Origin of the sequence: Micromonospora sp. URMC 107 (genome assembly GCF_051386315.1) — a bacterium.
GTDB lineage: Bacteria > Actinomycetota > Actinomycetes > Mycobacteriales > Micromonosporaceae > Micromonospora.
On the sequence record NZ_JBPQTK010000059.1, the window covers coordinates 1 to 25087 of the forward strand.

A 25087-nucleotide genomic window follows, 5' to 3' on the forward strand; every position below is an offset into this window, starting at 1 on the left:
GGTGGGGGCCGGGGCGCGGCGGCGGGTGCGGACGGCGGCGGCCAGGTGGGTGAGCACCTCCTCCGTGGTGTCCCAGCCGATGCAGGCGTCGGTGACCGACTGGCCGTACGTCAGCTCGCGGGTCGGGTCGAGGTCCTGGCGGCCGGCGAGCAGGAAGCTCTCCAGCATGATCCCGACGATGCCGCGCTGGCCGGCGTCGAGCTGGGCGGCCACGTCGGCGGCCACCCTCGGCTGGTTGCGGTGGTCCTTGCCGCTGTTGGCGTGGCTCGCGTCGATCACCACGCGTTCGGGCAGGCCGGCCGCGCGCAGCAGCTCCAGGGCGCCGGCCACCGACTCCGCGTCGTAGTTCGGCCGGCCGCCCCCGCCGCGCAGCACCAGGTGCCCGTCCGCGTTGCCCCGGGTGTGCAGGATCGCCGGCGTGCCGGAGAAGTCGATGCCGGGGAAGACGTGCGGTACGCCGGCGGCCCGGATGGCGTCCACGGCGGTGCCGATGCTGCCGTCCGGGCGGTTCTTCATGCCGATCGGCATCGACAGGCCGGAGGCGAGCTGCCGGTGCACCTGGCTCTCCACCGTCCGCGCGCCGATCGCGCCCCACGCCACCGTGTCGGCGATGTACTGCGGGGTGATCGGGTCGAGGAACTCGCAGCCGACGGGAAGCCCCAGGCGCAGCACGTCGAGCAGGAGCGCGCGGGCGGTACGCAGGCCGGTGTTGACGTCGCCGGAGCCGTCCAGCCCGGGGTCGTTGATCAGGCCCTTCCAGCCCACCGTCGAGCGCGGCTTCTCGAAGTAGACCCGCATCACCACCAGCAGGTCGTCGGCCACCCGGGCGGCGGCGTCGCGCAGCCGGTGGGCGTACTCCAGCGCGGCGGCCGGGTCGTGCACCGAGCACGGGCCGACCACCACCAGCAGGCGGTCGTCGGCGCCGTCCAGCACGCGGCCGACCGCGCGTCGCCCGGCCAGCACGGCCGAGGCGAGCGTGTCGTCGAGGGGCAGCTCGTGGTGCAGCAGGGCCGGGGTGGTCAGCGGCACGACGCGGTCGATCCGCTGGTCGCTGACCCGAACGGTCTCCGGGGTCGTCACGGTGGGAATCCTTCCGCCGACCGTGCCCCGGGGCCGGTGCCCGGGTCGAGCCGGCTGCTCGTACGCAAAAGGGCAGGAACGAGAGCTCCTGCCCGGCCGGCTCGAATGTGGTGACGTCAGATCATGGTGAAGTCACCGGCGTGCGAGCCGGCTGCCTAAACCATCGATACGAACGCGTCACGCGGCCCAGCGTACCCGACCGTGCGGGAAGGTCCACCCGGTCGTCGGGAAAGGCTCGCCTCGCGTTCACCTTCGTCGATGTCTGTGGCGGTAGTTTCGTCGACACCGACCGCTGCTCCCCGGAGGTTCCCGATGGACCGTCGTACCGTCCTGCGCGCCACCGTCCTCGGCGGCGCCGCCGCCTTCTCCGGCAGTCTCTGGGCCGGCGCCGCCCACGCCGCCCCTGCTCAGCCCGGTGCCAGCCCCTACGGGCCGCTCGGCGCGGCCGACGCCAACGGCATCCAACTGCCCGCCGGCTTCACCAGCCGGGTGATCGCCCGCTCCCGGCAGGCGGTGCCCGGCACGTCGTACACCTGGCACGACGCGCCCGACGGCGGCGCCTGCTTCGTCGCCGGCACCGGCTGGATCTACGTCTCGAACTCCGAGATCCTCACCACCGGCGGGGCGTCCGCGGTGCGCTTCGACGCCGACGGCCGCGTCGTGTCGGCGTACCGCATCCTGTCGAACACCAACCGCAACTGCGCGGGCGGCGCGACGCCGTGGGGGACCTGGCTCTCCGGCGAGGAGGTCAGCCGGGGGTACGTCTACGAGACGTACCCGCAGGGCGACCGGGCCGGGGTGCGGCGGGCCGCCATGGGGCGCTTCAACCACGAGGCCGCCGCCTGCGACCCGGACCGCCGGGTCGTCTACCTCACGGAGGACGAGACCAGCGGCTGCTTCTACCGGTTCCGGCCGACCACCTGGGGCGACCTCTCCGCCGGCACGCTGGAGGTGCTGGTCGCCGGCACGGGCACCAGCGGCCCGGTGAGCTGGGCGCGGGTGCCCGACCCGGACGGCTCGCCCACGCTCACCCGCAACCAGGTCGCGGGCGCGAAGAAGTTCAACGGCGGCGAGGGCTGCTGGTACGCCGACGGCACCTGCTGGTTCACCACCAAGGGCGACAACCGGGTCTGGGCCTACGACGCGGTCAACCAGCGCATCGACCTGGCGTACGACGACTCGCTCGTCACCGGGACGGCGCCGCTGACCGGGGTGGACAACATCACCGGGGCCCGCTCGGGCGACCTCTACGTCGCCGAGGACGGCGGCAACATGGAGATCAACGTGATCACGCCGGCCGGGGTGGTCGCCCCGTTCCTGCGGATCACCGGCCAGTCCTCGTCGGAGATCTGCGGGCCGGCGTTCTCGCCCGACGGCAGCCGGTTCTACTTCTCGTCGCAGCGCGGCACGTCCGGCTCCTCCTCCGGGGGCGTCACCTACGAGGTGCGCGGCCCGTTCCGCTCCTGACCGGCCCGCCCCCACCCGTGCCGACCCGCCTCCACCTGCGGACCGGTCCACCTCCGCCCGGTGCGGGCGGCCCTTTCGCCGGGCCGGCGCGATCATGCGGCGTGGCGGAGGCGGCGGCGGGGTATGTGGGCGGTCATGAGTCACGAGCAGAGCGACCAGGAACGGGTGGAGTCCCGCGCCCACCTGCTGCCCGAGGAGGCGGCGGTCGGCAGCGACGACCCCCGGGCGCAGGCGGAAGCCATCCTCGCCGAGTCCGACATCCGGGAGGAGGACCGCAACGCCGCCCCGGACACCGTGCTGGAGCGGCGTACCTCCGATCAGACGGTGACCCCCATCGAACCCCCCGACTGAGCCACGGCGCCCCGGGCCCGTCGGGAGCCCCGGTAGGTGTGCTCCCGCAGCCAGGCGATCGGGCCGACCGCCCGCAGTCCGGGCGGCAGGTTGCCGATCGGGTCGAACGCCAGCGCGGCGTCCTCCCGGGCGCTGAGCTGGGCACCGAGGACGACCTGGCCGAACGGCCGCCACGGCCCGACGGCGGACGCGACCGCGAGCACCAGGCGCGGCGCGTCCGCCCGGGCCGCGGCGGCCACCTCGGCCAGGCTGCGGCCCAGGTCGGGCGACTCCGGGTCGGCCAGGGCGGCCAGGAAGAGCCGCCGCCGGCCCGCGCGCAACGGCATGATCGTGCTGTACGTCCCCGCGAAGCGCCGCCGGGGCAGCGGCAGGTTCCGCAGCAGCGGCGCGGCCCCGCTGGAGCTGACCAGCAGGTCGAACGGCCGGCCGGCGTCGAGGTGCAGCCGCACGGCCAGCCCCAGCACGTCCGGCCAGCCGCCGGGGGTGGGCACGCCCTTGGAGAGCCGGACGGTCGCCCGGAAGCGACCCGGGTCGTCCAGCAGCGGCACCCCGGTCGGCGGTCCCGGCGTACCCCAGACGACCACCTCGCCCGCGAACGAGCGGCCCGCGGGGTGCAGCAGGCGGGCCCGGCGCAGCCGGGTCAGGGCGGCGGTCGCGCGGTCGACCGCGACGGCGGCCCGGTCGGTCACGGTGGCGGCAGGCGGCATCCTCCCCCGGTACCCGGCCGCCGACGGTCGATGCCTCCCCACGTGCGGCGCGTCCCCTTCTCGCGCACCTGATCGGATAGCGTCGTGCCATGCCCGACAGCGGTTACCCCTGGCCCATCGAGACCACCCGACTGGACAACGGCCTGCGCGTGGTGGTGAGTGAGGACCGCACCGCCCCCGCGGTCGCCGTGAACCTCTGGTACGACGTCGGCTCCCGGCACGAACCCGCGGGGCAGACGGGCTTCGCCCACCTCTTCGAGCACCTGATGTTCGAGGGCTCGGCCAACGTGGCGAAGACCGAGCACATGAAGCTGGTACAGGGCGCGGGCGGTTCCCTCAACGCCACCACCAATCCGGACCGCACCAACTACTTCGAGACCGTCCCCGCCGAGCACCTGGAACTGGCGCTGTGGCTGGAGGCGGACCGGATGGGCGGCCTGGTCCCCGCGCTGACCCAGGAGACGCTGGACAACCAGCGGGACGTGGTCAAGAACGAGCGGCGCCAGCGCTACGACAACGTGCCCTACGGCGACGCCTGGCTGCGGCTGCTGCCGCTGCTCTATCCGCCCGGGCACCCCTACCACCACGCCACGATCGGGTCGATGGCCGACCTGAACGCCGCCGACCTGGACACCTTCCAGGCGTTCCACCGGACCTACTACGCGCCCAACAACGCGGTGCTCACCGTGGTGGGCGACGCCTCGGCCGCCGAGGTGTTCGCGCTGGCCGACAAGTACTTCGGCGCGATCCCGCCCCGCGCGGAGATCCCGCCCGCGCCGGACGGCCGGAGCGTCCCGGCGACCGGCCGGCCGGCCGTGGAGACGGTCACCGCCGACGTGCCGGCGCCGCGCGTCTACGTCGCGCACCGCACCCACCCCTTCGGCAGCCCCGGCTACGACGTGGTGACGGTGCTCGCCACCGTGCTGGGCAGCGGCCGGGGCAGCCGCCTCTACCAGCGCCTCGCCGACGGGGAGCGGATCGCCCAGCCCGACCTGGTCGGGGCGTACGGGGTGGACCTGGCGCACGCCCCCGCGCCGCTGATCGCCACCGCCACGGCTCGCCCCGGGGTGAGCGCCGAACGGCTGGCCGCCGGGCTGGCCGAGGTGGTCGACGAGCTGGTCACCGTCCCGGTCACCGCCACCGAGCTGGACCGGGCCAAGTCCCTGCTGAGCACCTCCTGGTGGCGGCAGATGTCCACCGTGGACGGCCGGGCGGACACGCTGGGGCGCTACGCCACCCAGTTCGGCGACCCGGCGAAGGCCGCGGAGCGGCTGCCGGCCTGGCTCGCGGTGACCGCCGAGCAGATCGCCGAGGCCGCCGCCGAGGTGCTCGCCGCCGCCGACCGGGTGACCCTGACCTACCTGCCCGAGGAGAAGCCCTGATGACGCTGATCGCTGACCGTCCCGGGCCGGGTGCCGCCCGCCCGTACCGGTTCCCGCAGGTGGTCCGCCGCACGGTGGCGGGTGGTCAGGTGGTCGCCGCGCACCTGCCCGGGCAGAACCTGGCCGTGGCGCTGCTGCTGCTCGACGCGGGCGCCGGCCACGAGCCGACCGGCAAGGAGGGGCTCGGCGCGGTGCTCGCCAAGGCCCTGGAGGAGGGGACCGCGCAGCGCGACGCGACGGCGTACGCGCTGGCGATCGAGGGGCTCGGCACCGAGCTGGTGATCGGGCTGGACTGGGACTCCTTCCAGGTCAGCGTGCAGGTGCCGGTGGAGCGGCTGAGCGCCGCCGTGGAGCTGCTCGCCGAGGCGGTGCGCACCCCGAAGCTGGACCCGGACGACGTCCGGCGGGTCCGCGACGACGAGGCGACCGCGCTGCGGATGGACTGGGCCAACCCCGGCCCGCGGGCCGACGCGGCGCTGCGCGCGGACCTGTTCGGCGCCGGGAACCGCTGGGGCCGCCCCCTCTACGGCGACCCGGAGTCGGTGGCCGCGCTGGACGTCGAGGACGTCACCGTCTTCCACTCCGAGTGGTTCATCCGCCCCGGCACGCTGATCGTCGCCGGTGACCTGGACCGGCTGGACCTGGACGCGCTCGGCGCGGCGGCGTTCGCCGGCACCGGCGGCGGGCCGGTCGACCGGGGCGGCCCGATCGAGGTGCCGACCCGTTCCGGCCGGCGGATCATCCTGGTGGACCGGCCCGGCTCGGTGCAGTCCACGCTGCGGCTGGGCCACCCCTCGCCGCACCGCGCCCACCCCGACCACGTGCCGATGACGCTCGCCGGCACGGTGCTCGGCGGGGCGTTCACCTCCCGGCTCAACCACCTGATCCGCGAGGTGCGCGGCTACACGTACGGCATCCGGGGCGACTTCGCCTCGGCCCGCCGGTTCGGCCGGTTCGGGGTCAGCTCCAGCGTGCAGACGGCGGTCACCGCGCCGGCCGTCGTCGAGGCGGTCGGGGAGATCACCCGTACCCGGGAGACCGGGGTGACCGAGGAGGAGCTGGCGGTCGCGCGCTCCTGGCGGGCCGGGCAGCTCTCGGTCGAGCTGCAGACCCCCCGGGCGATCGCCTCCGCGCTGACCACCCTGGTCGTGCACGACCTGCCGGACGACTACCACGCTCGGCTGCGGGAGTCGCTGCTCGCCGCCGACGTGGCGGAGGTCTCGGCGGCGGCCGCCGCGCACCTGCGCCCGGAGGAACTGGCCCTCGTGGTGGAGGGCGACGCCGCGGTGATCCGCGACGAACTCGTCGCCACCGGCCTGGGCGAGCTGGTCGAGCCCGCCTCCTGAGCGGCCGGGGCGGTGTGACTTCGGTCGCGCCGCCCCCGGCCCGGCGCCGTGGCCGTGACCGGGCGGCCGACGTGGATGCTCCGGCGAGCCGCCCCGCCGGCCCACGATCCTCCCGTCCCACCGGCCCGTCCGGCGCCGTCGTTCCGTCCCGGCGGCCGGCTCGGGTGACGACGGCCACCGCCGGGCGGGGCCGCTGCCGGCCCCGGTCGGTGGGAAAGCGTTCCCGGCCGGGTCGCCGGGGTGGGTAGCCTCGCGGGCATGAGGATCGGCATTGTGGGGGCCACCGGCCAGGTCGGTGGCGTGATGCGGCAGGTGCTGGCGGAGCGGGAGTTCCCGGCGGAGCAGGTGCGGTTGTTCGCCTCGGCGCGGTCGGCCGGGCGTACCCTGCCCTGGCGGGACGGCGAGGTGACCGTGGAGGACGCGGCCACCGCCGACTATTCGGGGCTCGACATCGTGCTCTTCTCCGCCGGCAAGGGCACCGCGAAGGAGCTCGCGCCGCGGGTCGCCGCCGCCGGGGCCGTCGTCATCGACAACTCCTCGGCGTTCCGGATGGACCCCGAGGTGCCGCTGGTCGTCGCCGAGGTCAACCCGCACGCCGCCGCCGTACGCCCCAAGGGGATCATCGCCAACCCGAACTGCACGACGATGGCCGCGATGCCCGTGCTGCGCCCGCTGCACGCCGAGGCGGAGCTGGTCAGCCTGGTCGTCTCGACGTACCAGGCGGTCTCCGGCGCGGGCCTGGCCGGCGTCGCGGAGCTCGACGAGCAGGTCCGCAAGGTCGCCGAGCACGCCGCCGACCTCGCCTTCGACGGCGCGGCCGTGGAGTTCCCGGCCCCCCGCTCCTTCGCCCGGCCGATCGCGTTCAACGTGCTCCCGCTCGCCGGCTCGATCGTCGACGACGGCAGCTTCGAGACCGACGAGGAGCAGAAGCTGCGCAACGAGAGCCGCCGCATCCTGGAGATCCCCGGGCTGCGCGTCTCCGGCACCTGCGTCCGGGTGCCCGTGTTCACCGGCCACTCGCTCCAGATCAACGCCCGCTTCGCCCGCCCGATCACCCCGCAGCGGGCCCGCGAGCTGCTCGACGGCGCCCCCGGCGTGGCGCTCGCCGACGTGCCGACCCCGTTGCAGGCCGCCGGGCAGGACCCGACCTACGTCGGGCGGATCCGCGCCGACGAGACCGTCGAGCACGGCCTCGCCCTGTTCTGCTCCAACGACAACCTGCGCAAGGGCGCCGCGCTCAACGCGGTGCAGCTCGCCGAGCTGGTCGCCGCCGAGCGCCACTGACCGACGTGCCTTTCCGGGCCCCCCCCCGCCGGAGCCGGCGGGGGGCGCGTCGGGTCCGTCGGTGGGACCCGTCGGCGTACGGCAGGCGGGCGGGCGCGGGCGGGTGTCCGCCGTGGTTCGATGGGAACGCCGTGACCGGTCGAGCGGAGGTTGCCGTGGCGGACGACGAGACCCAGCGGGCGTTGACGGAGCTGATCGCCGGCCACCGGCTGGGGGTGCTGGCCACGCTCAAGCGGGACGGGCGCCCGCAGCTCTCCACGGTCATCTACGCCTTCGACAGCGCGTCGGCCCTGATCCGCGTCTCGGTGACCGACGGCCGGGCCAAGACCGCCAACCTGCGCCGGGACCAGCGCGCCTCGTTCCACGTCAGCAGTGACGACGGCTGGGCGTACGCGGTCGCGGAGGCCCGCGCCGAGCTGACGCCGGTGGCCGGCGACCCGGACGACGCGACGGTGGCGGAGCTGGTGGACCTCTACCGGGCGATCCAGGGGGAGCATCCGGACTGGGCCGACTACCGGCGGGCGATGGTCGCCGAGGGACGCCTCGTGCTCCGGCTGCACGTCGAGCGCCTCTACGGCATCCCGCCCCGCACCTGACCCGGGCTCGCCCGAGGCGCGTCGCGTTACCCCGTCCGGTCGGCGGGTAGACGGCGGTGCCGACACCGAGAGGGGAGCACCATGACAACGGTCGGAGAGTTCATGACGACCCGGTTGGTGACGATGGACGGCAACGACACGCTGACCGCCGCAGCGCAGGAGATGCGCGACAGCGCCATCGGCGACGTGGTGGTGACCGACGGCGACGACGTCATCGGCATCGTGACGGACCGGGACATCACGGTCCGGGGCGTGGCCGAGAACATGGACCCGAACTCGACGCCGCTCAACCGGGTCACCAGCAAGGACGTGATCACGGTGAGCCAGTACGACGACGCGGTGGCCGCCGCCGACCTGATGCGGACCTACGCCGTCCGCCGGTTGCCGGTCATCGACGACGGGCGGCTGGTCGGCCTGGTCTCCATGGGTGACCTCGCGGTGGAGCGGGAACCGCAGTCGGTGCTCGCCGACATCAGCGCCGACGAACCGAACAACTGACCGTCCGCCGCGGCGCGCCGGCTTCCCCAGCGGGAGCCGGCGTGGCGGCGTGAGCGACGCGCCGGCCCCCGGGGCCGGGCACGACTGGCCAGGCCGGGGCCGCCGCGACGCGGGCCTCCCGGGTGGGCGGCTCACCCCATCCGGGCGAGGTTGGCCCGGCACCGGACGGGGACCCCCTGCTCGGGACATTGACCGACGGGGAGGAGATGACCCGATGGTGGACGCGACGACGAGGTTCTTCGAGGACCTCGACCGGCGGGGGTACGACCCCCTGCTGGCGAAGTCCTCCGGGACCCTGCGCCTGGACCTGCACGAGGGGGCGCACACGACGCACTGGCTGGTGCGGATCGACCACGGGCACCTGCAGGTGAGCCGGGAGGACCAGGAGGCCGACACGGTGGTCGGCACCAGCCCCGGCCTCTTCGAGGAACTCGCCGCCGGCCGCGAGCACGGGGTGGCGGCGCTGCTGCGGGGGGACATGACGGTGAGCGGGGACCTCCGACTGGTGGTGCAGCTGGAGCGGCTCTTCCCCGGCCATCCGGACGCCCGCGGACCACGCCGGCATTTCGAGGTCCATCGGGAGGTGCGGTGATGGCACAGAGCAACACGGTCCGAATCCTGGACGGCAGCACCTTCGTGGTGTCGGAGGACACCGGGGACATCGAGGCGACACCGAGCGAGCCGACCGGGTTCTTCTCCCTGGACACCCGCTACCTGTCGACGTGGGTGCTGACGGTGAACGGCGACCGGCTCACCCCCCTGTCGTACGACGACCTCCAGTACTACGAGGCCCGCTTCTTCCTCGTGCCGGGGATGGCGACGCACTACGTGGACGCGAAGCTGTCGATCATCCGGGAACGGGCGGTGGGGGGGAGCTTCCGGGAGACGCTCACCATCCTCAACCACGACGAGAAGCCGATCGACCTGGAGATCAGGATGGAGGCGGCGTCCGACTTCGCCGACCTGTTCCAGGTCAAGGACGAGATCCTCAACAAGAAGGGCGAGATCTACACGGAGGTCGAGTCGGACCGGCTGCGCCTGGGCTACCGGCGGGGCAACTTCATCCGGGAGACGTTGATCTCCGCGTCCCCGGCGCCGCGGTACGACCGCAAGGGTTTCGCCTACTCGATCCACCTCCAGCCGAACGAGCGGTGGGAGTCCGAGATCGACGTCAAGACCATGGCGCTCTCCCCGGGCGGGCGGGACCTGCGGATGGGCCTGCGGGCACACACCACCGAGCGGCTCGCGCTCCAGCACGACCTCGAGGAGTGGATCGCCAGGGCCCCCAAGGTCAACAGCCAGCACGACCGGGTCGCCTCGACGTACCGGCGCAGCCTGATCGACCTGGCCGCGCTGCGATTCTCGCCGCTCTCCCTCGGCGGGGCGTCGCTGCCGGCCGCCGGCCTGCCCTGGTTCATGACCATGTTCGGCCGCGACAGCATCCTGACCTGCCTGCAGACGCTGCCGTTCACGCCGGAGCTGTCGAAGACCACGCTGCGGATCCTGGCCTCCCTCCAGGGCACCCGGTTCGACGATTTCCGCGACGAGGACCCGGGCCGGATCCTGCACGAGATGCGCTACGGCGAGACCGCCGCCTTCGAGGAGCAGCCGCACTCGCCGTACTACGGGTCGGTGGACGCGACCCCGCTGTTCCTGGTGCTGCTCGACGAGTACGAGCAGTGGAGCGGGGACACCGGGCTGGTCATGGAGTTGGAGCGGGAGTGCCGGGCCGCGCTGCGGTGGATCGACGACTACGCCGACCTGGTCGGCAGCGGCTACATCTGGTACGAGCGGCGCAACACCGACACCGGCCTGGAGAACCAGTGCTGGAAGGACTCCTGGGACTCCATCTCCTACCGCGACGGCACGCTGCCGCCGTTCCCCCGGGCCACCTGCGAGGTGCAGGGGTACGCGTACGACGCGAAGCTGCGGGCCGCCCGCCTGGCCCGCGAGTTCTGGGGTGACCCGGACTTCGCCGACCGGCTGGAGCGGGAGGCGGCGGAGCTGAAGGAGCGGTTCAACCGGGACTTCTGGGTGGAGGACGGCCAGTACTACGCCCTGGCCCTGGACCCGGACGGCCGCCAGTGCGACGTGCTCAGCTCCAACATCGGTCACCTGCTCTGGAGCGGCATCGTCGACCACGACCGGGCCGAGAAGATCGCCGAGCACCTGGTCGGTCCCCGGCTCTTCACCGGCTGGGGGGTGCGGACGCTGGCCGAGGGCGAGGTCCGCTACAACCCGATCGGCTACCACAACGGCACGATCTGGCCGTTCGACAACTCGTTCATCGCCTGGGGCCTGCGCCGGTACGGCTTCGCCGAGGAGGCGGCGGTCATCGCCAGCGGCATCCTCGACGCGGCCACCTACTTCGAGGGGCGGCTGCCGGAGGCGTTCGGGGGCTACCCCCGCGAGCTGACCAAGTTCCCGGTGGAGTACCCGACGGCGTGCAGCCCCCAGGCCTGGTCGACCGGCACGCCGCTGCTGCTGCTGCGCACGATGCTCGGCCTGGAGCCGCACGAGGGGCACCTCGCGGTGGAGCCCCGGCTGCCGATCGGGATGGGCCGCATCGAGGTGCTGGACATCCCGGGCCGGTGGGGTCGTGTCGACGCGTTCGCCCGGGGCCGCCTGGACATGCACCGGCTCACCGACTAGCGCGGTCCGCGTGCGCGGGGCCGGCGGCGACCGGGCGGACCGGGCGCCGCCGGCCGGACACGGTGGCCCGGCGGGTCGGCATGGGGTGCAGCCTGGCAGGGTAAGTTCGCGCCATGCCGGAACTCGTGTACCCGCCCGTGATCGCCGCCGCCAAGACGATGTTCCGGGTCCTCGACCTGAAGATCACCATCGAGGGCGCCCACCACGTCCCGCGTACGGGCGGGGCGGTGCTGGCGAGCAACCACGTCAGCTACCTCGACTTCATCTTCTGCGGGCTGGGCGCGCAGGAGTCGAAGCGGCTGGTGCGGTTCATGGCCAAGAAGTCCGTCTTCACGCACAAGGTGTCCGGCCCGCTGATGCGGGGCATGCGGCACATCCCGGTGGACCGGCGGGCGGGCGCCGGGTCGTACGCGACGGCGGTCAGCGCACTGAAGCGCGGTGAGGTGGTCGGCGTCTTCCCGGAGGCCACGATCAGCCGGTCGTTCACGGTCAAGGAACTCAAGAGCGGGACCACCCGGATGGCGTCCGAGGCCGGTGTGCCGGTGCTGCCGATGGCGCTCTGGGGCACCCAGCGGCTCTGGACCAAGGGCCGGCCGCGCACCCTCAACCGCCGGCACACCCCGATCACCATCCTGATCGGCGAGCCGATGGACCCGGCCGACTACCCGGACGCCAACGCGATGACCGTCGACCTGAAGACGCGGCTGAGCGCGCTGGTCGACCGGGCCCAGCGGAACTACCCCGACGCGCCCGCCGGCCCCGACGACACCTGGTGGCTGCCGGTGCACCTCGGCGGCACCGCGCCCACCCTGGAGGAGGCCGCCGCCCTGGAGGTCCGCCGCCGGGCCGCCGCGGTCAACCCCGACGCCTGACGCGGGCTCCCACGCCCCGCACCTCGGCGGGGTGGCCGGATCGTTCCGCAGCGGGGCGGGATGGTGCCTGCCGCGCCGCGAGCTGCCCCGCGACGACCTGGTGGTCGTACCTCCGCCGGCATCGACGTGGCGCTGCACCTGGTGGCCACCCGGCACGGGCCGGCGGTGGCGGCCCGGATCGCCCGCACCCTCGTCGTGCACTCCCGGCGCAACGGTCACGAACCGCAGGCCGGCGCCATGATGCGGCACCGGTCCCACCTCTCCGACACCGTGCACCGGGTGCAGGACCTGATCGACCGCCGGTTCGCCGAGCCGCTGCCGCTGGCCGACCTGGCCGCCGCCGGCGGGGTGGCCGAGCGGACGCTGACCCGACTGTTCCGGCGGGCCACCGGGCTGACTCCGCTCGGCTACCAGCAGCTGCTGCGGGTGGAACGCGCCGAGCACCTCATCGGGCACGGGGCCACCGTGGAGGCGGCCGCCCGCACCGTCGGCTTCACCGATGCCCGGATGCTGCGCCGGCTGCGGGCCCGTGCCACCCACGGTCGAAGCGTCCCGGCCGGTAGTAGTCGTCCCGGGAGTGGAACTCGACCGGCAGCGACCCGGGCAGGGTGATCCGGACCTCGCCGGCGCCCGGCCCGGCCCCGGCCCGCACCGCCAGCACGTCCCGCTCGGGCGGCGAGAGGTCCACCAGCTCGGGGTGGGCCAGCCGGAACCCGGCAGCCGCCCGGCGCACCCGGCGGGTCAGCTCGGTGATCTCCCCGGCGGGGCCGGCGAGGCCGAGGGCCGGCTGCTGGATGGTGCGCAGCGCGTCGCAGACCACCAGCAGGCGGGCGGGCTCTGCGGGCCCGGCGGCCAGCAGCTCCAGCCGGGACGGCCACTGCCAGCGGATCTGGCCGCTGACCAGGCCCGGCAGCCGGACGCCCCGGCGGTGCCGCGCGCCGTCACCGACCCCGTCGACCAGGGCGAGCTGCGGCCCGCCGCCGACGTACGCGATTCGCCGGTCGGTGACGGTCACCGCCACCGGCTCGGGCAGCGTCCACCGCCGCCGCGCCTCCGTCGGGCCGAGCAGGTGCCCCGAGGCGTGCAGCCGGTGCCGGGCGAGCACCCGCTCGCCGGCCTCGACGACGAGTTCGTGCCGCCGGTCCAGCGCCGGGGCCACCTCGTCGTCCGCGTCGAAGCGGTGCGGGGCGATGAAGAAGGGGGACGCGTCATCGTGCATCGTCATGACCTCCGGTGCCGACGGCATCTCATGACGAGCGTCGCCGACCTCCGGCCGGCTGTCATGACGCCCGTTAGGGGGTCGGCCGGTCGTAGGAAGCCTGTGACCGGTAGATGCCGATCTCCTCCGGCCGGACTAGGCCGTCCTCGATCGCCCGGGCGAGCAGCGCCGCCTTGGTGGCGGCCGGGCGCCCCGCTCGGGTGTACTTGATCCGCGCCCGGTCGACGTACTGCTTCACGGTGTGCTCGCTGATCCGCATCCGACGGGCCACCGACGCCTTCGACATCGACTGGAACCACAGCAGCAGCGCCTCGCGTTCCTTGTCGGACAGGGCGGGCCGGTCCGGGCGGGGGTCACCCACGATCGCCCCGGCGAGCGCCGGCGGCACGTACGGGCGGTCGCTGGCGGCGGCCAGCACGGTGGCCACGCAGTGCTCCCGCCCCTCGTGCTTGGCCAGGAACGCGACCGCCCCGGCGTCCAGGGCGGCGAGCATCGTCTGCGGGTCGGTGTGCTCCGAGTAGACCACCACCCGCCGGCCGGACGCGCTCAGCTCGGCGAGCTTGTCCAGGGCCATCCGCCCGTGCAGCCGCAGGTCGAGCAGGACCACGTCGGCGTCGGGGGCGGCCCGCAGCACGGCGTCGGGGTCGTCGCCGGTCGCCAGCACCCGCAGCCGGGGCTCGACGGCCAGCCAGACGCGGATCCCCTCGATGACGACCGGGTGGTCGTCCACGATCGCCACGCCGACCGGCCGGCCGCCGGTCACCCCCGCCACCGGGTCTGCGCCCATCTGATCTCCCCGTCCCGCTCGTAGAGGTACTCCACCCGCCCGTCGTCGCCCGGCGGCCCGGCGGTGTCGGGACCGGCCCGGTCGGGCGTGACCAGGCCGACCACCACCTCGTCGGGCCCGGCGACCACGGTCAGCCGGGCCCAGCCCCGCGCGTCGGCCAGGAGCGCGGTGAGCGGTTCGGCCAGCCGGCGGCGCACCTGCACCGGCAGCGGCGGCGGGTCGCCGATCGTCACCAGGTCGATCGGCAGCCCGTTGCGCTCCGCCAGGTCGGCGGCGGCCCGCAGCTCGTGCAGCAACGGGTCGGGCACGTCGTCGGACTCGGCGATGAGCCGGCGCAGCCGGGCGGCGGCCAGCACGGCCCGCCGCTGCACGTCCGGATCGGTCGGGTCGGCCCGGCCGTCGGCCAGCTCCGCGAGCACCTCCTCGGCGGCGCCGCTGACCAGCGTGAGGCGGGCGCGCCGCTCCCGCCGGGCCCGCTCGGCGGCGTCCCGCTCGGCCTCCGCCGCGTGGGCGGCGGCCGCCGCCCCGGCCCGCTGCCGGGCCAGCCGCGCGATCGCCGTGCTGCCCACGAAGACCCCCACCTGCAGCGTCGCGGTGGCGTAGACGTACATCGCGTACCGGGCCAGGTCGGCGGGGGCGGTCGCGCCGTGACCGAGCACCCCCGCCAGCGCGATCAGCGAGTGCGCGCCCAGCACGGCGAGCAGCCCGGCCGCCCGCCGCCCCCACAGCACCACCACGAAGAACCAGCCGAGGGTGCCCCACACCCAGTTCGCGGCGGTGAAGAGCTGCCGCTCGCCGGCCGCGGCGAAGACCACCGGGTCGACCACCAGCAGCAGCGCGGCCAGCGGCCAGGCCGGCAGGGGAGCGCCGCGCAGCAGCCGGAGGCCGGCCAGCACCCCGACCGCCGCCACGAGCAGCCAGCCGGCCAGGACCACCGCCGGGGCGGCGAGTTCCGCCCGCGCGGCCAGTGCCGCGGGCAGCGCGATCGCCGCGTGCCAGGCCAGCGCGATGAGCACCGCCACGATCCGGGCGCCGCCGTCGGAGGCGGCGGCCACGGCCGCCGCCGGGTCCACCGGGGGCGGGCCTCCACCGGGCGTACTCGCTGCCGGCACCGCCCGCGCCGACGCGGTCGTCGTCTCAGTCGACACCGGACCACTCCAACCGGATCCGGGTGCCGGCGCCGGGCCGGGAGTCGATCTCGGCGCGCCCACCGACCGCGGACGTCCGGCCGCGTACGGACTCGCGCAGGCCGTACCGGTGGGCCGGGACGGCGGCCGGGTCGAAACCGGGACCGTCGTCGGCGACCTCGACCACGACGGTGCCGTCGACCCGGGCCAGCCGCAGGGCGGCGGTCGCGCCGGGCGCGTGCCGGGCCACGTTGGACAGTGCCGCGTACGCGCTCTCGGCGAGCGCCTCCGCCACCGGCGCCGGCACCGCGCAGGGCGCCAGCTCGGTGGTGACCGGCAGCTCCGGCAGCCGGGCACGCACCGCCCGCAGCCGCTCGTCCAGCGGCACCCGCCCCCCGGCGTGAGCCGTCCGCGCGTCGGCCAGCGCGGTGAGGGTACGCAGGTCGGCGGCACACCGCTCGCGCAGCGCGGCGGACGGACCGGCGACCGCGCCCAGCCCGACCATCGTCAGCGTGGCCAGCACCGTGTCGTGGAGGTCCCGGTTCTGCCGCCGTTCCGCCTCGCGGGCGGTCCGGGCGACCAGCGCCTCCCGGGTGAGCCGCTGGTGCGCGACGAAGGCGTCGTCGGCCCGGTCGATCCGCCGCCGCATGATGGCGGTCATCAGCGCGGCGCAGGCCGTCTGCACCAGCAGCGTCGCCGCGTGCGCGGCGGCCTCGTCGGGCCGACCGGCGGCGTGCGCGCCGGTCGCGTAGGCGACGGTCACCAGCAGTCCCGCCGGGACCGACCACCGGACCGCGCCGCTCAACTGCGCGTTGATCACCGTGGTGCTGGACAGCACCGCGATCCAGCTCACCTCGCCGGGAAGCACCTCCGGGGCCACCAGCACCGGCATCGCCAGGCAGGCGGCGGTGGTCGCGGCCACGTCGCCGACCACCAGCGCGCCGCCGATGCCGTGCCGCAGCGCGCGGACCGCGTACCAGACCGACCAGGCGGTCAGCGCCGCCACGGCCGGAACCAGCAGCGCCGGCTCGACGGGCGGGGTGCGCACCGACAGGGCGACCACCGCCCCGACCAGGCCGCAGGTCAGCCGCAGCAGCGCCGGCGTCCGGGTGAAGATGAGGATGAAGGCGCCGCCGGCCGGAGTGTCCAGCGTGGTCGGCGACGTGCTCGGGGCGGCATCGGCCGGCATCGGGGAAGCGGCGTCCTTCTGCGACAACGACCCGATCGGGTCCGCGCGGCGAGATCGACGCCGGAGAATAGCACGAGCACCCGCCCGTGATCACCCTCGGTGCGCGCCGTGTCGCCGGTCCGTCAGCCCGTCAGCCTCGTGGCGAGGCCCGGTCAGTTGATCGGCAGGGCCTTCGTCCCGCCGCCGGCGATCGACCGGGTCAGCTTCTTCCCGCTCGACCAGTACCAGCAGCGGACCCCCCGGTCGCCGCGCGCCCACGCCTCCTCGGACGGGAAGCGGTACGTGCTGCCCGTGCGGTAGCGGAGCATGCCGTCGACCGGCACCCTGGCGTAGCGGGCGATGACCGGCCGGCACCTCGCGTGGACGGCCTTCTCGTCCTTCGTGGCGTCCTCGTAGGACACGTCCGGGGCGGTCCAGACGCCGACGTACTCGTAGCGGTGGACCTTCGTGCAGGCCACCGTCAGCAGGTGTCCCCACTCGTCCGCCTCGGCGCAGCCGTACCGCAGCGGGGTGGCCGCCTTCAGCACGTCCCGCAGGCTGCCCGCCCGGTTGACAGGCCGGTCGTTGTCGCCGTTGGCGCCGCTCACCGCGTCGAGCTCGAACAGGTCGCACCGGTACCACCGGCTGCCGCCCGTCCAGCCGGCCGGCGACGTGGGCGCCACCTGCACCGACAGGCGGGCGTCGCGCCACTCGCCGCCGACGAACTCCTTGGCCTTGGCGTCGCACTCGGCGAACGCGGACCGCATCGCCGCCGACCCGACGCGGGGCGGGATCGGGCGGGCGGCCAGGTCGCCGGTGAACGTGCCGATGTGGAACGTCTCGACCAGGTGCGCCTTCGCGCAGTCGACCGGCTGGTGGCTGGTGAGGTAGGCGGTCGGCTCGGCGACCACGTGGCACTCGCCGGCCTGCGGCGCGAACTGCCGGGCCTCGGCCACCGGCCGCCAGTCGTCGGTCAGGTCCCCGTCCGTGCCGGCCGGCGTGCCGCACCCGCTCAGCGCCGCCGCGACCAGCGCGGCCGAAGCCGTGACGCCCAGCCAGCGTCGCATGTGGTCCTCCCCGTGCCCCCGTGACAACCGGCGCAGCATATGGCACCCGGGGCCGCCCCGGGTGCCCCGCAGGCACCCGGCGGGGTCAGCCGAGGCGCAGGTGCAGGTCGCGCAGCAGCGCGACCTCGGCGAGGTGGTGGATGGCCTCCCGGTTGACGTGCAGCACGAGCGTCGCCAGCGACCGGTCCGCGTAGGGCCCCTCCGCCGGGCCGCACGGCCGGGCCAGGCCATCGCGGCCCAGGCCGCGCACCCCGGCGACCCACCGGTCGTACGCCTCGTCGAGCTGCGCCAGCGCCGCGTCGGCGGTGCCGGCGTACGCGAAGGAGCCGTAGTCCACCGGGGGACCGCCGAAGTGGGCGGCGACGCGGGCGCCGAACACCCCCACGACGAGGTGCCCGAGCCGCCAGGCGATCGTGGTGACGGGCGCGGGCTCGGGCTGCGGCATCGCGAAGTCGATCAGGTGGTCGCCCTGCCCGAGCGCCATCGGGGCGGTGCTCCGCCCGCGCGGCCGGACGCCCCAGGCACCCGGTACGGGCTCCCAGTGGTATTCGGCGTCGGTCAGCCCGTCGAGGCGCGGGCGGGCCTGCCCCCGCCAGTGCCAGTCGAGCTGTTCGCGGAGCTCACCGTTCCAGTCGACGTCCATGCCCCGACGCTACGCCCTGGCTGCGGCGCACCGCCGACATTGGACCGTGGTGCTACCTTCGCGCCATCGCCGTTCTTGCCGCCGCCGGGAGCCCACCGTGACGAAAAGGTACGCCGGCCTGCTCGCCGTCATCGCCGTGACGGCGTGCCTCGCCGTGGTCGGCACCCTCGGCGGCTGGTTCCTGGCCGAGCGGGGCGACTCCGGCCCGGCCGACCCGACGCCGTCCGCGCAGGACGCCACCACCGGCGCCGTCGGCGGCCCGTCCACGGGCTCCGCACCGACCGGCGCGTCGACGGGCGCCCCGGCAGCCGACGCGTCGCCGACCGGGGCCCAGCCCGCGCGCCGGACGTACCAGCTCGACCAGTCGGTCTACCGCCAGTCGGGCCTGACGGTCACGCTGGTCAGCGCGGAGACCACCGGCGGCAAGCTGCGGCTGAACCTGACGTACCGCAACGGCTCGTCAGTGCCGTGGCCGGTGAGCTGCCCGACCCCCGAGGTCGACCGGACGTCCGCGGAGGTCGTCCTGCCGGACGGCCGGACCGTGCGCCCCGAGTCCACCTGGTGCACCACCACGCGGCCCGACGAGTCCTTCACCATCGCGCCGGGGGAGCGGGTGGAGAGCTGGGGCGTGTTCCCGGTGGTGCCGGAGAGCGGCTTGTCCTTCGAGCTGACCTGGTACGACTTCCCGACCCTCGACGTCCGGCTGCGCTGACCGGTCGGTGGTGCTCCCGGGGGATTCCCGGCCGATGACGCGGGGCCGTCGGTCCGCGCCAGCGCCGACGCGGCAGCGGCACGGGCCGACGGCCCCGCTCGTCCACGGTGGCGGTCAGCCCGGCAGGGCCACCTGTGCCGGGGTCGACCGGTGGGTGGTGGTGCCGTCGCCGAGCTGCCCGAACGAGTTGTCGCCCCAGCACCACAGGCTGCCATCGGTGCGCATCGCGCAGGCGTGGTAGGACGCGGCGAGGCTGTCCGTCCAGGTGGTGGCGCTACCGACCCGGGTCGGGGTCGACCGGTGGGTGGTGGTGCCGTCGCCGAGTTGCCCGGACGCGTTGTTGCCCCAGCACCACAGGCTGCCGTCGGTGCGCGTCGCGCACGACGAGTCGATGCCCGTCTCGACCCTCGCCCAGGTGGTGGCGGTGCCGACCTGCAGTGGGGTGGTCTGGAAGCCGACGCCCCCGCCCACCTGGCCGTACCCGTTCTCGCCCCAGCACCACAGCGTCCCGTCGGCGCGGACCGCGCAGGTGTGCACGTACCCGGCCGTCACGCCGGTCCACGTGGTCGCGGTGCCCACCTGCGTCGGGGTCGCCCGGTAGTCCCGGATGCCGAGACCGAGCTGCCCGTCCGAACTGCTGCCCCAGCACCACAGGGTCCGGTCGGCGCGGGTGGCGCAGGTGTGCGCGTACCCGGTCGTGACGCTCGCCCAGGTGGTCGCGGTGCCGACCTGCACCGGAGCGGTCGCCAGATAGGGGGTCACGCCGGTGCCGAGCTGCCCGTGGCGGTTCGAGCCCCAGCACCACAGGGTGCCGGTGGTCTGGACGGCGCAGGTGTGATTGGCGGCGGTGCTGACGCTGGCCCAGGTGGTGCCGTCGCCGATCCGTACGGGGCTGGTCCGTTTCGTGGTCGTCCCGTCGCCGAGCTGGCCGTTGTGGTTGCTGCCCCAGCACCACAGCGATCCGTCCGTGCGTACCCCGCAGGTGGTGCTCATGCTGGCGTCGATCCGCGCCCAGGTGGTGGCGTCGCCGATCCGGACCGGAGCGGTCCGTTGCGTGGTGGTGCCGTCGCCGAGCTGGCCGTAGAAGTTGTTGCCCCAGCACCAGAGTGCTCCGTCGGTGCGGATCACACAGGTGTGCAGATCGCCTGCGGCGACCCGGGACACCGGCCCGGCGGCGAGCGAGGCGTTCGGCGTGCCCCGGTCGGCAGAGCTGACGCTCGCCGTGGCCGCACCCGCCGAGAACCCGATGGCCAGCACGGCGATCCCCACGGAGGCCGCTGTCGCGACGGCAGATCGGGCTGCCCGCCGCCATCGCCTCCGTAGCCGCCCCTCTCGATGTTCCTTCATGGTCCGTTCTCCTTGACATCGTCGTTCCGTGCGGCGGAGGCGGCGCTGCCTCGACAGGTCGTCAGCGACCCATCACTTCACATCGGTGAAACAATACATTGATACACGTCAGTCTCAGTCGCGTCTCGGCCGACCGGCCGCTCCCTGGGACGCCCGGCTCCCCGGGGGCAGTGGCCGGAGCCGGTCAAGCGGCCCCTCGGTCCCCTGGCTGTCTGGCACTGGGGATCCGCGCTCTCAGCTGTCACAGGCGCCACCTCGAACTCGCCATCCGAGGCGCGCTCCGAGAAAGATCGCAGGAAGGGCGAGGAGTGGCAGATCAAGCCTGCGGTGTGAGTGGTGCGCCCGGCAGGATTCGAACCTGCGGCCTTGGGATTAGAAGAAGATCGCGGACGGCTGGTGGGCTGGGCGCGTCCCTGGTCAAGCCGTCCGTCGTCGTCCGTTGGTGTCGGCGCTTGGCGGAGGTCTTGGCTGTACGGATGGCTGTACAGCCGCACGGTTTAGGAAGTGTGGACACGGCCGGAAGTGGCACGGCTGCAACCTGGCTTGACCGGCCTCACCACACTGCTGCCACGTCCAGGGACTGACCGCCGTTGGCCGTCGTCTCCCACCCCATCGGGCACGCAAGGGGCACGGGGCACAGATCGACTGCCAGCGCTGGGTCACTCCCGAATATCGGAGCAGCGCCAGTCCAGACGTTCCTCCCCAGCGGGCGGAAAGCTGATCTCAATCAGAAGATTGGCATAGGTGTGGTAGCCCGGGATAGCCCGCTTATACCGAAGAAGCAGACGAATCTGCTGCCCGTTGATCACACGGTCCGCGCAGAACAGGTTCGATTCCCCTGGCTTCGGCGAGATTCTCCACTGGCCCGCTGTCAAAAAGGTGCGGTAGTGGCCCAGAACCGCGTCCATCGACGTGCCCGGCTGCAAGCCGATGTCCGCCGTGACGTACCGCGCCCACGGCATGCTGTCATCGCCGCACGGGAACTGCTCGATGCGATCAAGGGTGGTGCCGGCTGGAGGCGAGGTCAGTACAGGATCACTCGCCAGCTGCTCGGCCAACCGGTGATCGCTCTCTGTGCACTCGGCTTCTTCCTCTGCCGGGTTGGCCGTCTTGCTGAGGTCCTGCACGGCCAGGCCACACAGCGCCAGAACACCGACCAGCACCGCCCCGACTACAGCGAAGCGGCCAAATACCTGCTGCGACATGGGCTGAGAGTAAGACAAGTGTTGGCGTTCGGTGGTACTGGCGGATCTCCTCGTCGGGCAGTCACCGACCGACCAGTCTCCCCGGACCGGGACAAGGTGGAGCGCCCTACCGGACGTACGACCTTGTCCCCGTCCGGGGAGGCTGGTAGCCCTTGTGGTGCCCGACGAGGTGATCCGCGGCAGCATCTCTGAGGAGGGCCGGGGTTCGGGGCGGAGCCCCGAGGTCTTCAAGAACTTGTCGTCCCTCAGCGTGGCCGGCCGGCCCGGCCGGCCGAAGGTCGCCAGCAGGCCGGGGCCGGGCCGCCGCGGCCCGCTTGCGGGCCGCCTTGATCTAATAGAGCGGAATTCGGCAACTGCTCGCGCTGCTCTGCTCGCGCTGCTCTGGTGTCGCATCCACCGGGTCTCGCCGGCGACACCCGCTTGGCTGTCAGAGTGCGGACACGCAGGTCGGGGCTGCCGCATGGGTGGTGCACACTGCCGGGGGTGAAAACCTCCCGCCCCCAGAAGCCCCTCGATCCCAAAGCCGCCCTCCTCGGGCTGGCCCTCGGCGTCGTAGCCGTCATCGTGTGCTGCGGCGTCATGTTCGGCGACGAAGATGAGAAGGACAACTCCTCCGCCCTGTCGACGAGTGCCCCAGCCGCGACGAGCGCCGCCCCGCAGCAGCTCGCCTCGCTCGCCCCGTCCCCCTCGCCCACCCGCACCGCCTCGCCGAAGCCGAAGCCGTCGCCGAGCGTCTACTACGCAGACTGCGACGCCGTCGCCGATGCGGGCCTGTACAGGATCACGAAGGGCTCGCCCGGGTACCGCAAGGCCCTGGACCGCAACGGCGACGGCATCGCCTGCAACCTGGAGGACGACCCGGACTACGCCGACGACTCTTCCGACGGCGACTCCAGCGACGTGTACTACGCGAACTGCTCGGAGGCACGAGCGGCCGGGGCGGCGCCGCTGCACCGTGGCGACCCCGGATACTCCCGCAAGTTGGACCGCGACGGCGACGGTACCGCCTGCGAGTGACTTCCGACATGACGAAGCCCCGGCCAGAGGAGCTGGGGCTTCGTCGTTCCCGCGTGTGGTGGGACCAGCCACTTCGGTCCTCGCTCCTGGCACTTGCAGCGCTTAGACTCAGCCTGTTGTCGGTATGCATGCCTGCATGACGGAGGTGCTTCATGGCTGAGAGTGCCAACCGGGTGCGGGTGGCGGCCGAACTGAAGCGCATTCGTGAGAGCCTGGGCGTTTCTGGTGAGGAGGTGGCAACTGCCCTTGGGTGGTCACAGCCCAAGGTGTCGCGGATTGAGAATGCTCGTATCGCGGTGAGCACACGAGACTTAGCCACCCTGCTTCACTACTACGGAGTGCCGGAGGAAATCCGCGCCGAGCTGCTTGCCATGACCGCCGATGAAGAGGGCATCGGCGGAGCGTGGCTCGTGAGGGCCGGGGGCGTGGTCCGCCGTCAAGGTGAAGTTGCGGCGATCGAGACACGCGTTCGGTCCATCCAGCAGTACTACCCCTTGATGGTGCCGGGCCAGCTGCAGTCGCCGGAATACGCGCTGGCCTACGTCCGCAGCGGTGGTTGGCCCAACCCGGAGGCGATCGTCGCTCGGCGGATGAGCCGGCAAGCGGTACTCCTCTCGGATGACGCTCCGGCCTACTCTGCGCTTCTGGACGCTCGCGCCTTCCTCGCCTGGCCGGGAAGTCGTGACGCGATCCTGTCGCAACTCACCTATCTGCGCACGCGCGCCGAGCTGCCCAACGTGACTGTGCGGATCATTCCGCTCGGGGTGGATCGCACAGCCTCGGCGGTGGTGCCGTTCACGCTGTACGACTTCCGTGCCGAGTCCAGTCCCCGCGTCGTGTTCGTGGAGTCCCAGACGGCCGATCTCTACCTGTCGTCACCCGTCGACGTGGAGACCTACTCTGGCGTCTTCGACGCGCTCGCGGCCGATGCCCTGTCGCCGGACGAGTCCATAGAACACCTTGCGTCTCTGGCTCGTTACGTTGAGGATCTAGAGCATCCTCGATCAACTAACGGGAGGCCGTGATGAGTCGTGACTTCAGCCAGGCCAAGTGGCGCAAGAGTTCCACTAGTGACAGTGGCGGGTGTGTTGAGGTCGCGTACGCCGACGGTCTGATCGGTGTTCGGGACACGAAGCAGGCTGGTGCCGGGCCGATGCTGACCTTCACTGAGAGGGAGTGGTCGGCGTTCCTGGAAGGCGCTGCCCTTGGCGAGTTCACGCTCGATGAATTGAAGCGCTGAAAGTTGGTTGCATGTCTGCGGTGACCGAGCGTCCTGTCGAGGCGTCACCAAAGCGAGGCTTGGCCCTGCTGCTTGCCTCAACCGGCGTCTCGGTCACCGGGGACGGCATGCTCTTGGCCGCTGCTCCACTGATGGCGGCGGCGCTGTCTCGTGATCCGCTGGCGGTGGCCTCGGTGTCGGCGGCCGGCTACGCCGCCTGGCTCCTTGTCGGCCTGCCTGCTGGCGCGCTGGTCGACCGATGGAACAGGCGAACCGTCATGGTCGCCTCCGACCTTGGCCGGGCGGCAGTGCTGCTCGCCTTCGTCCTCCTGGTCGTGAGCGACAACGCCACGATCGCCGGCCTCGCTGTAGCGGTCTTCCTCGTCGGCGTCGGCTCCTGCTTTTTCGATCCTGCGGCCCAAGCCGTGATTCCGACGATCGTCGGCCGTGACAAGGAACGACTCTCGCAGGCCAACGGCCGGCTGTGGGCGATTGACACATTCGGGCGTTCGCTCGCTGGCCCACCGGTCGGAGCGGCGGCGTTCGCAGCCGCCCGGGTCCTGCCCTTCGGTCTTGATGCTGGCTCGTTCCTGCTGTCCGCAGCCCTCGTAAGCCGGCTACCCGCGCCCCCGGCGAAGCCTGCCGTCGAGCATGCACCGATGCTGCGCTCCATCAAAGCCGGCATGGCTCACCTGGTGCGGCATCCTGAACTGCGAACCGTGACGCTGGGGATGGCGTCCTACAACCTTGGTTATAACGTCGCCTTCGCGACGCTGGTGCTTTATGCCCAGGACGTGCTCAACCTCGGCACGGTCGGATTCGGTGTGTTGATCGCGAGTGGCGCCCTTGGCGGTATAGCCGGCGGCTGGATCGCGCCTCGTATCTCCGCCGTCCTCACGGCGCGCTCCACGTACGCGGTCACTCTCGGGGTGCAAGCCGCCGCCTGGGTTGTCGTACTGCTGGCTGGCAACCCGTGGGTTGCTGGTCTCGCGTTGCTGTTCGTTGGCATCGCTTCGACAACAGGCAGCGTCGTCGGCGGCTCCACCCGCCAGCTGCACACGCCCGACGAAATGCTCGGCCGCGTCGTATCCTCCACCCGCCTCTTCGGCATTGGCTCCGCGGCTCTCGGGTCTGTCCTCGGCGGCGTTGCCGCCAATGCTGGCGGCCTCCGCGCTCCCTTCATTGCCGCAGCAGGCTTGCTCGCTCTCGCCTCGCTGGCCTTCGTGGCGCTGCGTCCCGCCCGCTAGGCGCTTCCCTGTCGAATCGACAGAAACGCTTGCCCCGCCTTATGCACGCGTGCATACTGTCCTCAGTGGTCTTATGCAGATGTGCATAAGACAT

Annotated in this window: 26 protein-coding genes; 16 read left to right on the forward strand and 10 right to left on the reverse strand. The window is 73.2% G+C overall.

From position 1 onward, the window contains the following. The coding region (locus ACSNN9_RS15560; RefSeq protein WP_436673924.1) for a 3-deoxy-7-phosphoheptulonate synthase at nucleotides 1-1089 on the reverse strand (1089 nt) is incomplete at its 3' end. A gap of 303 nt (nucleotides 1090-1392) precedes the next feature. Here ACSNN9_RS15560 and ACSNN9_RS15565 point away from each other — a divergent pair. After that, nucleotides 1393-2547 carry an alkaline phosphatase PhoX gene (locus ACSNN9_RS15565; protein ID WP_436673877.1) on the forward strand — a complete coding sequence of 385 codons (1155 nt, stop codon included), beginning with the start codon at nucleotides 1393-1395 and terminating at the stop codon, nucleotides 2545-2547. Nucleotides 2548-2682: 135 nt separating this feature from the next. After that, nucleotides 2683-2898: a hypothetical protein gene (locus ACSNN9_RS15570; protein ID WP_436673878.1), complete on the forward strand. Its 216-nt coding sequence runs from the start codon at nucleotides 2683-2685 to the stop codon at nucleotides 2896-2898. On the opposite strand, the gene ACSNN9_RS15575 is transcribed toward ACSNN9_RS15570, so the two are convergent. Beyond that, nucleotides 2865-3605, reverse strand: a complete 741-nt coding sequence (locus tag ACSNN9_RS15575; RefSeq protein ID WP_436673880.1) for a phosphodiesterase — start codon at nucleotides 3603-3605, stop codon at nucleotides 2865-2867. The genes ACSNN9_RS15570 and ACSNN9_RS15575 overlap by 34 nt on opposite strands. A gap of 89 nt (nucleotides 3606-3694) precedes the next feature. Between ACSNN9_RS15575 and ACSNN9_RS15580 the strand changes: the two genes are divergently transcribed. From ACSNN9_RS15580 to ACSNN9_RS15620, 9 genes are all read left to right on the forward strand, one after another. Beyond that, nucleotides 3695-4987, forward strand: coding sequence for a M16 family metallopeptidase (locus ACSNN9_RS15580; protein WP_436673881.1), 1293 nt, complete (start codon nucleotides 3695-3697; stop codon nucleotides 4985-4987). After that, complete coding sequence (locus ACSNN9_RS15585) at nucleotides 4987-6333, forward strand: M16 family metallopeptidase (RefSeq protein ID WP_436673882.1); 1347 nt, start codon at nucleotides 4987-4989, stop codon at nucleotides 6331-6333. Before ACSNN9_RS15580 ends, ACSNN9_RS15585 begins: the two co-directional genes overlap by 1 nt. Before the next feature lie 258 nt (nucleotides 6334-6591). Next, nucleotides 6592-7617: an aspartate-semialdehyde dehydrogenase gene (locus tag ACSNN9_RS15590; protein WP_436673884.1), complete on the forward strand. Its 1026-nt coding sequence runs from the start codon at nucleotides 6592-6594 to the stop codon at nucleotides 7615-7617. A gap of 155 nt (nucleotides 7618-7772) precedes the next feature. Next, complete coding sequence (locus ACSNN9_RS15595) at nucleotides 7773-8213, forward strand: PPOX class F420-dependent oxidoreductase (RefSeq protein ID WP_436673885.1); 441 nt, start codon at nucleotides 7773-7775, stop codon at nucleotides 8211-8213. Between the two features lie 81 nt (nucleotides 8214-8294). Continuing rightward, nucleotides 8295-8711, forward strand: a complete 417-nt coding sequence (locus ACSNN9_RS15600) for a CBS domain-containing protein (protein ID WP_358086892.1) — start codon at nucleotides 8295-8297, stop codon at nucleotides 8709-8711. A gap of 214 nt (nucleotides 8712-8925) precedes the next feature. Continuing rightward, on the forward strand, nucleotides 8926-9303 hold the full coding sequence (locus tag ACSNN9_RS15605; protein WP_436673886.1) for an SCP2 sterol-binding domain-containing protein: 378 nt from the start codon (nucleotides 8926-8928) through the stop codon (nucleotides 9301-9303). Then, nucleotides 9303-11363, forward strand: coding sequence for an amylo-alpha-1,6-glucosidase (locus tag ACSNN9_RS15610; RefSeq protein ID WP_436673887.1), 2061 nt, complete (start codon nucleotides 9303-9305; stop codon nucleotides 11361-11363). Before ACSNN9_RS15605 ends, ACSNN9_RS15610 begins: the two co-directional genes overlap by 1 nt. Before the next feature lie 113 nt (nucleotides 11364-11476). Beyond that, nucleotides 11477-12235 carry a lysophospholipid acyltransferase family protein gene (locus ACSNN9_RS15615; RefSeq protein WP_436673888.1) on the forward strand — a complete coding sequence of 253 codons (759 nt, stop codon included), beginning with the start codon at nucleotides 11477-11479 and terminating at the stop codon, nucleotides 12233-12235. A 126-nt stretch (nucleotides 12236-12361) separates the two neighbouring features. Beyond that, entirely contained in the window at nucleotides 12362-12847 is a 486-nt protein-coding gene (locus ACSNN9_RS15620) for a helix-turn-helix domain-containing protein (protein ID WP_436673889.1), read from the forward strand. On the opposite strand, the gene ACSNN9_RS15625 is transcribed toward ACSNN9_RS15620, so the two are convergent. The 6 genes from ACSNN9_RS15625 to ACSNN9_RS15650 all read right to left on the reverse strand — a co-directional run bounded on the left by ACSNN9_RS15625 (nucleotide 12729) and on the right by ACSNN9_RS15650 (nucleotide 18246). Next, nucleotides 12729-13454, reverse strand: a complete 726-nt coding sequence (locus ACSNN9_RS15625; protein WP_436673891.1) for a hypothetical protein — start codon at nucleotides 13452-13454, stop codon at nucleotides 12729-12731. The two genes, ACSNN9_RS15620 and ACSNN9_RS15625, sit on opposite strands and share 119 nt — an antisense overlap. Nucleotides 13455-13527: 73 nt before the next feature. Next, nucleotides 13528-14241, reverse strand: a complete 714-nt coding sequence (locus ACSNN9_RS15630; RefSeq protein WP_436673892.1) for a response regulator transcription factor — start codon at nucleotides 14239-14241, stop codon at nucleotides 13528-13530. Continuing rightward, nucleotides 14214-15389 (reverse strand): hypothetical protein, encoded by a 1176-nt coding sequence (locus ACSNN9_RS15635; protein WP_436673893.1) that lies wholly within the window; start codon nucleotides 15387-15389, stop codon nucleotides 14214-14216. Before ACSNN9_RS15635 ends, ACSNN9_RS15630 begins: the two co-directional genes overlap by 28 nt. Further along, a complete protein-coding gene (locus ACSNN9_RS15640; RefSeq protein ID WP_436673894.1) occupies nucleotides 15379-16557 on the reverse strand; it encodes a sensor histidine kinase in 1179 nt (392 codons plus the stop codon). Before ACSNN9_RS15640 ends, ACSNN9_RS15635 begins: the two co-directional genes overlap by 11 nt. Nucleotides 16558-16709: 152 nt before the next feature. Next, on the reverse strand, nucleotides 16710-17603 hold the full coding sequence (locus ACSNN9_RS15645) for a septum formation family protein (RefSeq protein WP_436673895.1): 894 nt from the start codon (nucleotides 17601-17603) through the stop codon (nucleotides 16710-16712). 85 nt (nucleotides 17604-17688) lie between these two features. After that, a complete protein-coding gene (locus ACSNN9_RS15650) occupies nucleotides 17689-18246 on the reverse strand; it encodes a DinB family protein (RefSeq protein ID WP_436673897.1) in 558 nt (185 codons plus the stop codon). A gap of 97 nt (nucleotides 18247-18343) precedes the next feature. On the opposite strand from ACSNN9_RS15650, the gene ACSNN9_RS15655 reads away from it, so the two are divergent. Next, on the forward strand, nucleotides 18344-18958 hold the full coding sequence (locus tag ACSNN9_RS15655; protein ID WP_436673899.1) for a hypothetical protein: 615 nt from the start codon (nucleotides 18344-18346) through the stop codon (nucleotides 18956-18958). Nucleotides 18959-19072: 114 nt separating this feature from the next. Here ACSNN9_RS15655 and ACSNN9_RS15660 read toward each other — a convergent pair whose 3' ends face one another. Together ACSNN9_RS15660 and ACSNN9_RS15665 are read right to left on the reverse strand one after the other, a co-directional pair. After that, the gene (locus ACSNN9_RS15660) at nucleotides 19073-20305 is read right to left on the reverse strand and encodes an RCC1 domain-containing protein (RefSeq protein WP_436673900.1); all 1233 of its coding nucleotides are present in this window, start codon (nucleotides 20303-20305) and stop codon (nucleotides 19073-19075) included. 659 nt (nucleotides 20306-20964) lie between these two features. Then, nucleotides 20965-21510 carry a hypothetical protein gene (locus ACSNN9_RS15665; RefSeq protein WP_436673901.1) on the reverse strand — a complete coding sequence of 182 codons (546 nt, stop codon included), beginning with the start codon at nucleotides 21508-21510 and terminating at the stop codon, nucleotides 20965-20967. Between the two features lie 483 nt (nucleotides 21511-21993). On the opposite strand from ACSNN9_RS15665, the gene ACSNN9_RS15670 reads away from it, so the two are divergent. The 4 genes from ACSNN9_RS15670 to ACSNN9_RS15685 all read left to right on the forward strand — a co-directional run bounded on the left by ACSNN9_RS15670 (nucleotide 21994) and on the right by ACSNN9_RS15685 (nucleotide 24993). Then, nucleotides 21994-22527 carry an excalibur calcium-binding domain-containing protein gene (locus ACSNN9_RS15670; protein ID WP_436673903.1) on the forward strand — a complete coding sequence of 178 codons (534 nt, stop codon included), beginning with the start codon at nucleotides 21994-21996 and terminating at the stop codon, nucleotides 22525-22527. 152 nt (nucleotides 22528-22679) lie between these two features. Then, entirely contained in the window at nucleotides 22680-23552 is an 873-nt protein-coding gene (locus tag ACSNN9_RS15675) for a helix-turn-helix domain-containing protein (RefSeq protein ID WP_436673904.1), read from the forward strand. Further along, a complete protein-coding gene (locus ACSNN9_RS15680) occupies nucleotides 23552-23767 on the forward strand; it encodes a DUF397 domain-containing protein (protein WP_436673905.1) in 216 nt (71 codons plus the stop codon). The genes ACSNN9_RS15675 and ACSNN9_RS15680 overlap by 1 nt, the downstream gene beginning before the upstream one ends. A 20-nt stretch (nucleotides 23768-23787) precedes the next feature. Continuing rightward, nucleotides 23788-24993: an MFS transporter gene (locus ACSNN9_RS15685; RefSeq protein WP_436673907.1), complete on the forward strand. Its 1206-nt coding sequence runs from the start codon at nucleotides 23788-23790 to the stop codon at nucleotides 24991-24993. The last annotated feature ends 94 nt before the right edge of the window (nucleotides 24994-25087 follow it).

Bases quoted from the DNA above. Each gene is read 5' to 3' on its own strand.
- ACSNN9_RS15565 (WP_436673877.1), top strand. From the start codon at position 1,393: ATGGACCGTCGTACCGTCCTGCGCGCCACCGTCCTCGGCGGCGCCGCC.
- ACSNN9_RS15570 (WP_436673878.1), top strand. From the start codon at position 2,683: ATGAGTCACGAGCAGAGCGACCAGGAACGGGTGGAGTCCCGCGCCCAC.
- ACSNN9_RS15575 (WP_436673880.1), bottom strand. From the start codon at position 3,605: ATGCCGCCTGCCGCCACCGTGACCGACCGGGCCGCCGTCGCGGTCGAC.
- ACSNN9_RS15580 (WP_436673881.1), top strand. From the start codon at position 3,695: ATGCCCGACAGCGGTTACCCCTGGCCCATCGAGACCACCCGACTGGAC.
- ACSNN9_RS15585 (WP_436673882.1), top strand. From the start codon at position 4,987: ATGACGCTGATCGCTGACCGTCCCGGGCCGGGTGCCGCCCGCCCGTAC.
- ACSNN9_RS15590 (WP_436673884.1), top strand. From the start codon at position 6,592: ATGAGGATCGGCATTGTGGGGGCCACCGGCCAGGTCGGTGGCGTGATG.
- ACSNN9_RS15600 (WP_358086892.1), top strand. From the start codon at position 8,295: ATGACAACGGTCGGAGAGTTCATGACGACCCGGTTGGTGACGATGGAC.
- ACSNN9_RS15605 (WP_436673886.1), top strand. From the start codon at position 8,926: ATGGTGGACGCGACGACGAGGTTCTTCGAGGACCTCGACCGGCGGGGG.
- ACSNN9_RS15610 (WP_436673887.1), top strand. From the start codon at position 9,303: ATGGCACAGAGCAACACGGTCCGAATCCTGGACGGCAGCACCTTCGTG.
- ACSNN9_RS15615 (WP_436673888.1), top strand. From the start codon at position 11,477: ATGCCGGAACTCGTGTACCCGCCCGTGATCGCCGCCGCCAAGACGATG.
- ACSNN9_RS15625 (WP_436673891.1), bottom strand. From the start codon at position 13,454: ATGCACGATGACGCGTCCCCCTTCTTCATCGCCCCGCACCGCTTCGAC.
- ACSNN9_RS15630 (WP_436673892.1), bottom strand. From the start codon at position 14,241: ATGGGCGCAGACCCGGTGGCGGGGGTGACCGGCGGCCGGCCGGTCGGC.
- ACSNN9_RS15640 (WP_436673894.1), bottom strand. From the start codon at position 16,557: ATGCCGGCCGATGCCGCCCCGAGCACGTCGCCGACCACGCTGGACACT.
- ACSNN9_RS15645 (WP_436673895.1), bottom strand. From the start codon at position 17,603: ATGCGACGCTGGCTGGGCGTCACGGCTTCGGCCGCGCTGGTCGCGGCG.
- ACSNN9_RS15650 (WP_436673897.1), bottom strand. From the start codon at position 18,246: ATGGACGTCGACTGGAACGGTGAGCTCCGCGAACAGCTCGACTGGCAC.
- ACSNN9_RS15660 (WP_436673900.1), bottom strand. From the start codon at position 20,305: ATGAAGGAACATCGAGAGGGGCGGCTACGGAGGCGATGGCGGCGGGCA.
- ACSNN9_RS15665 (WP_436673901.1), bottom strand. From the start codon at position 21,510: ATGTCGCAGCAGGTATTTGGCCGCTTCGCTGTAGTCGGGGCGGTGCTG.
- ACSNN9_RS15675 (WP_436673904.1), top strand. From the start codon at position 22,680: ATGGCTGAGAGTGCCAACCGGGTGCGGGTGGCGGCCGAACTGAAGCGC.
- ACSNN9_RS15680 (WP_436673905.1), top strand. From the start codon at position 23,552: ATGAGTCGTGACTTCAGCCAGGCCAAGTGGCGCAAGAGTTCCACTAGT.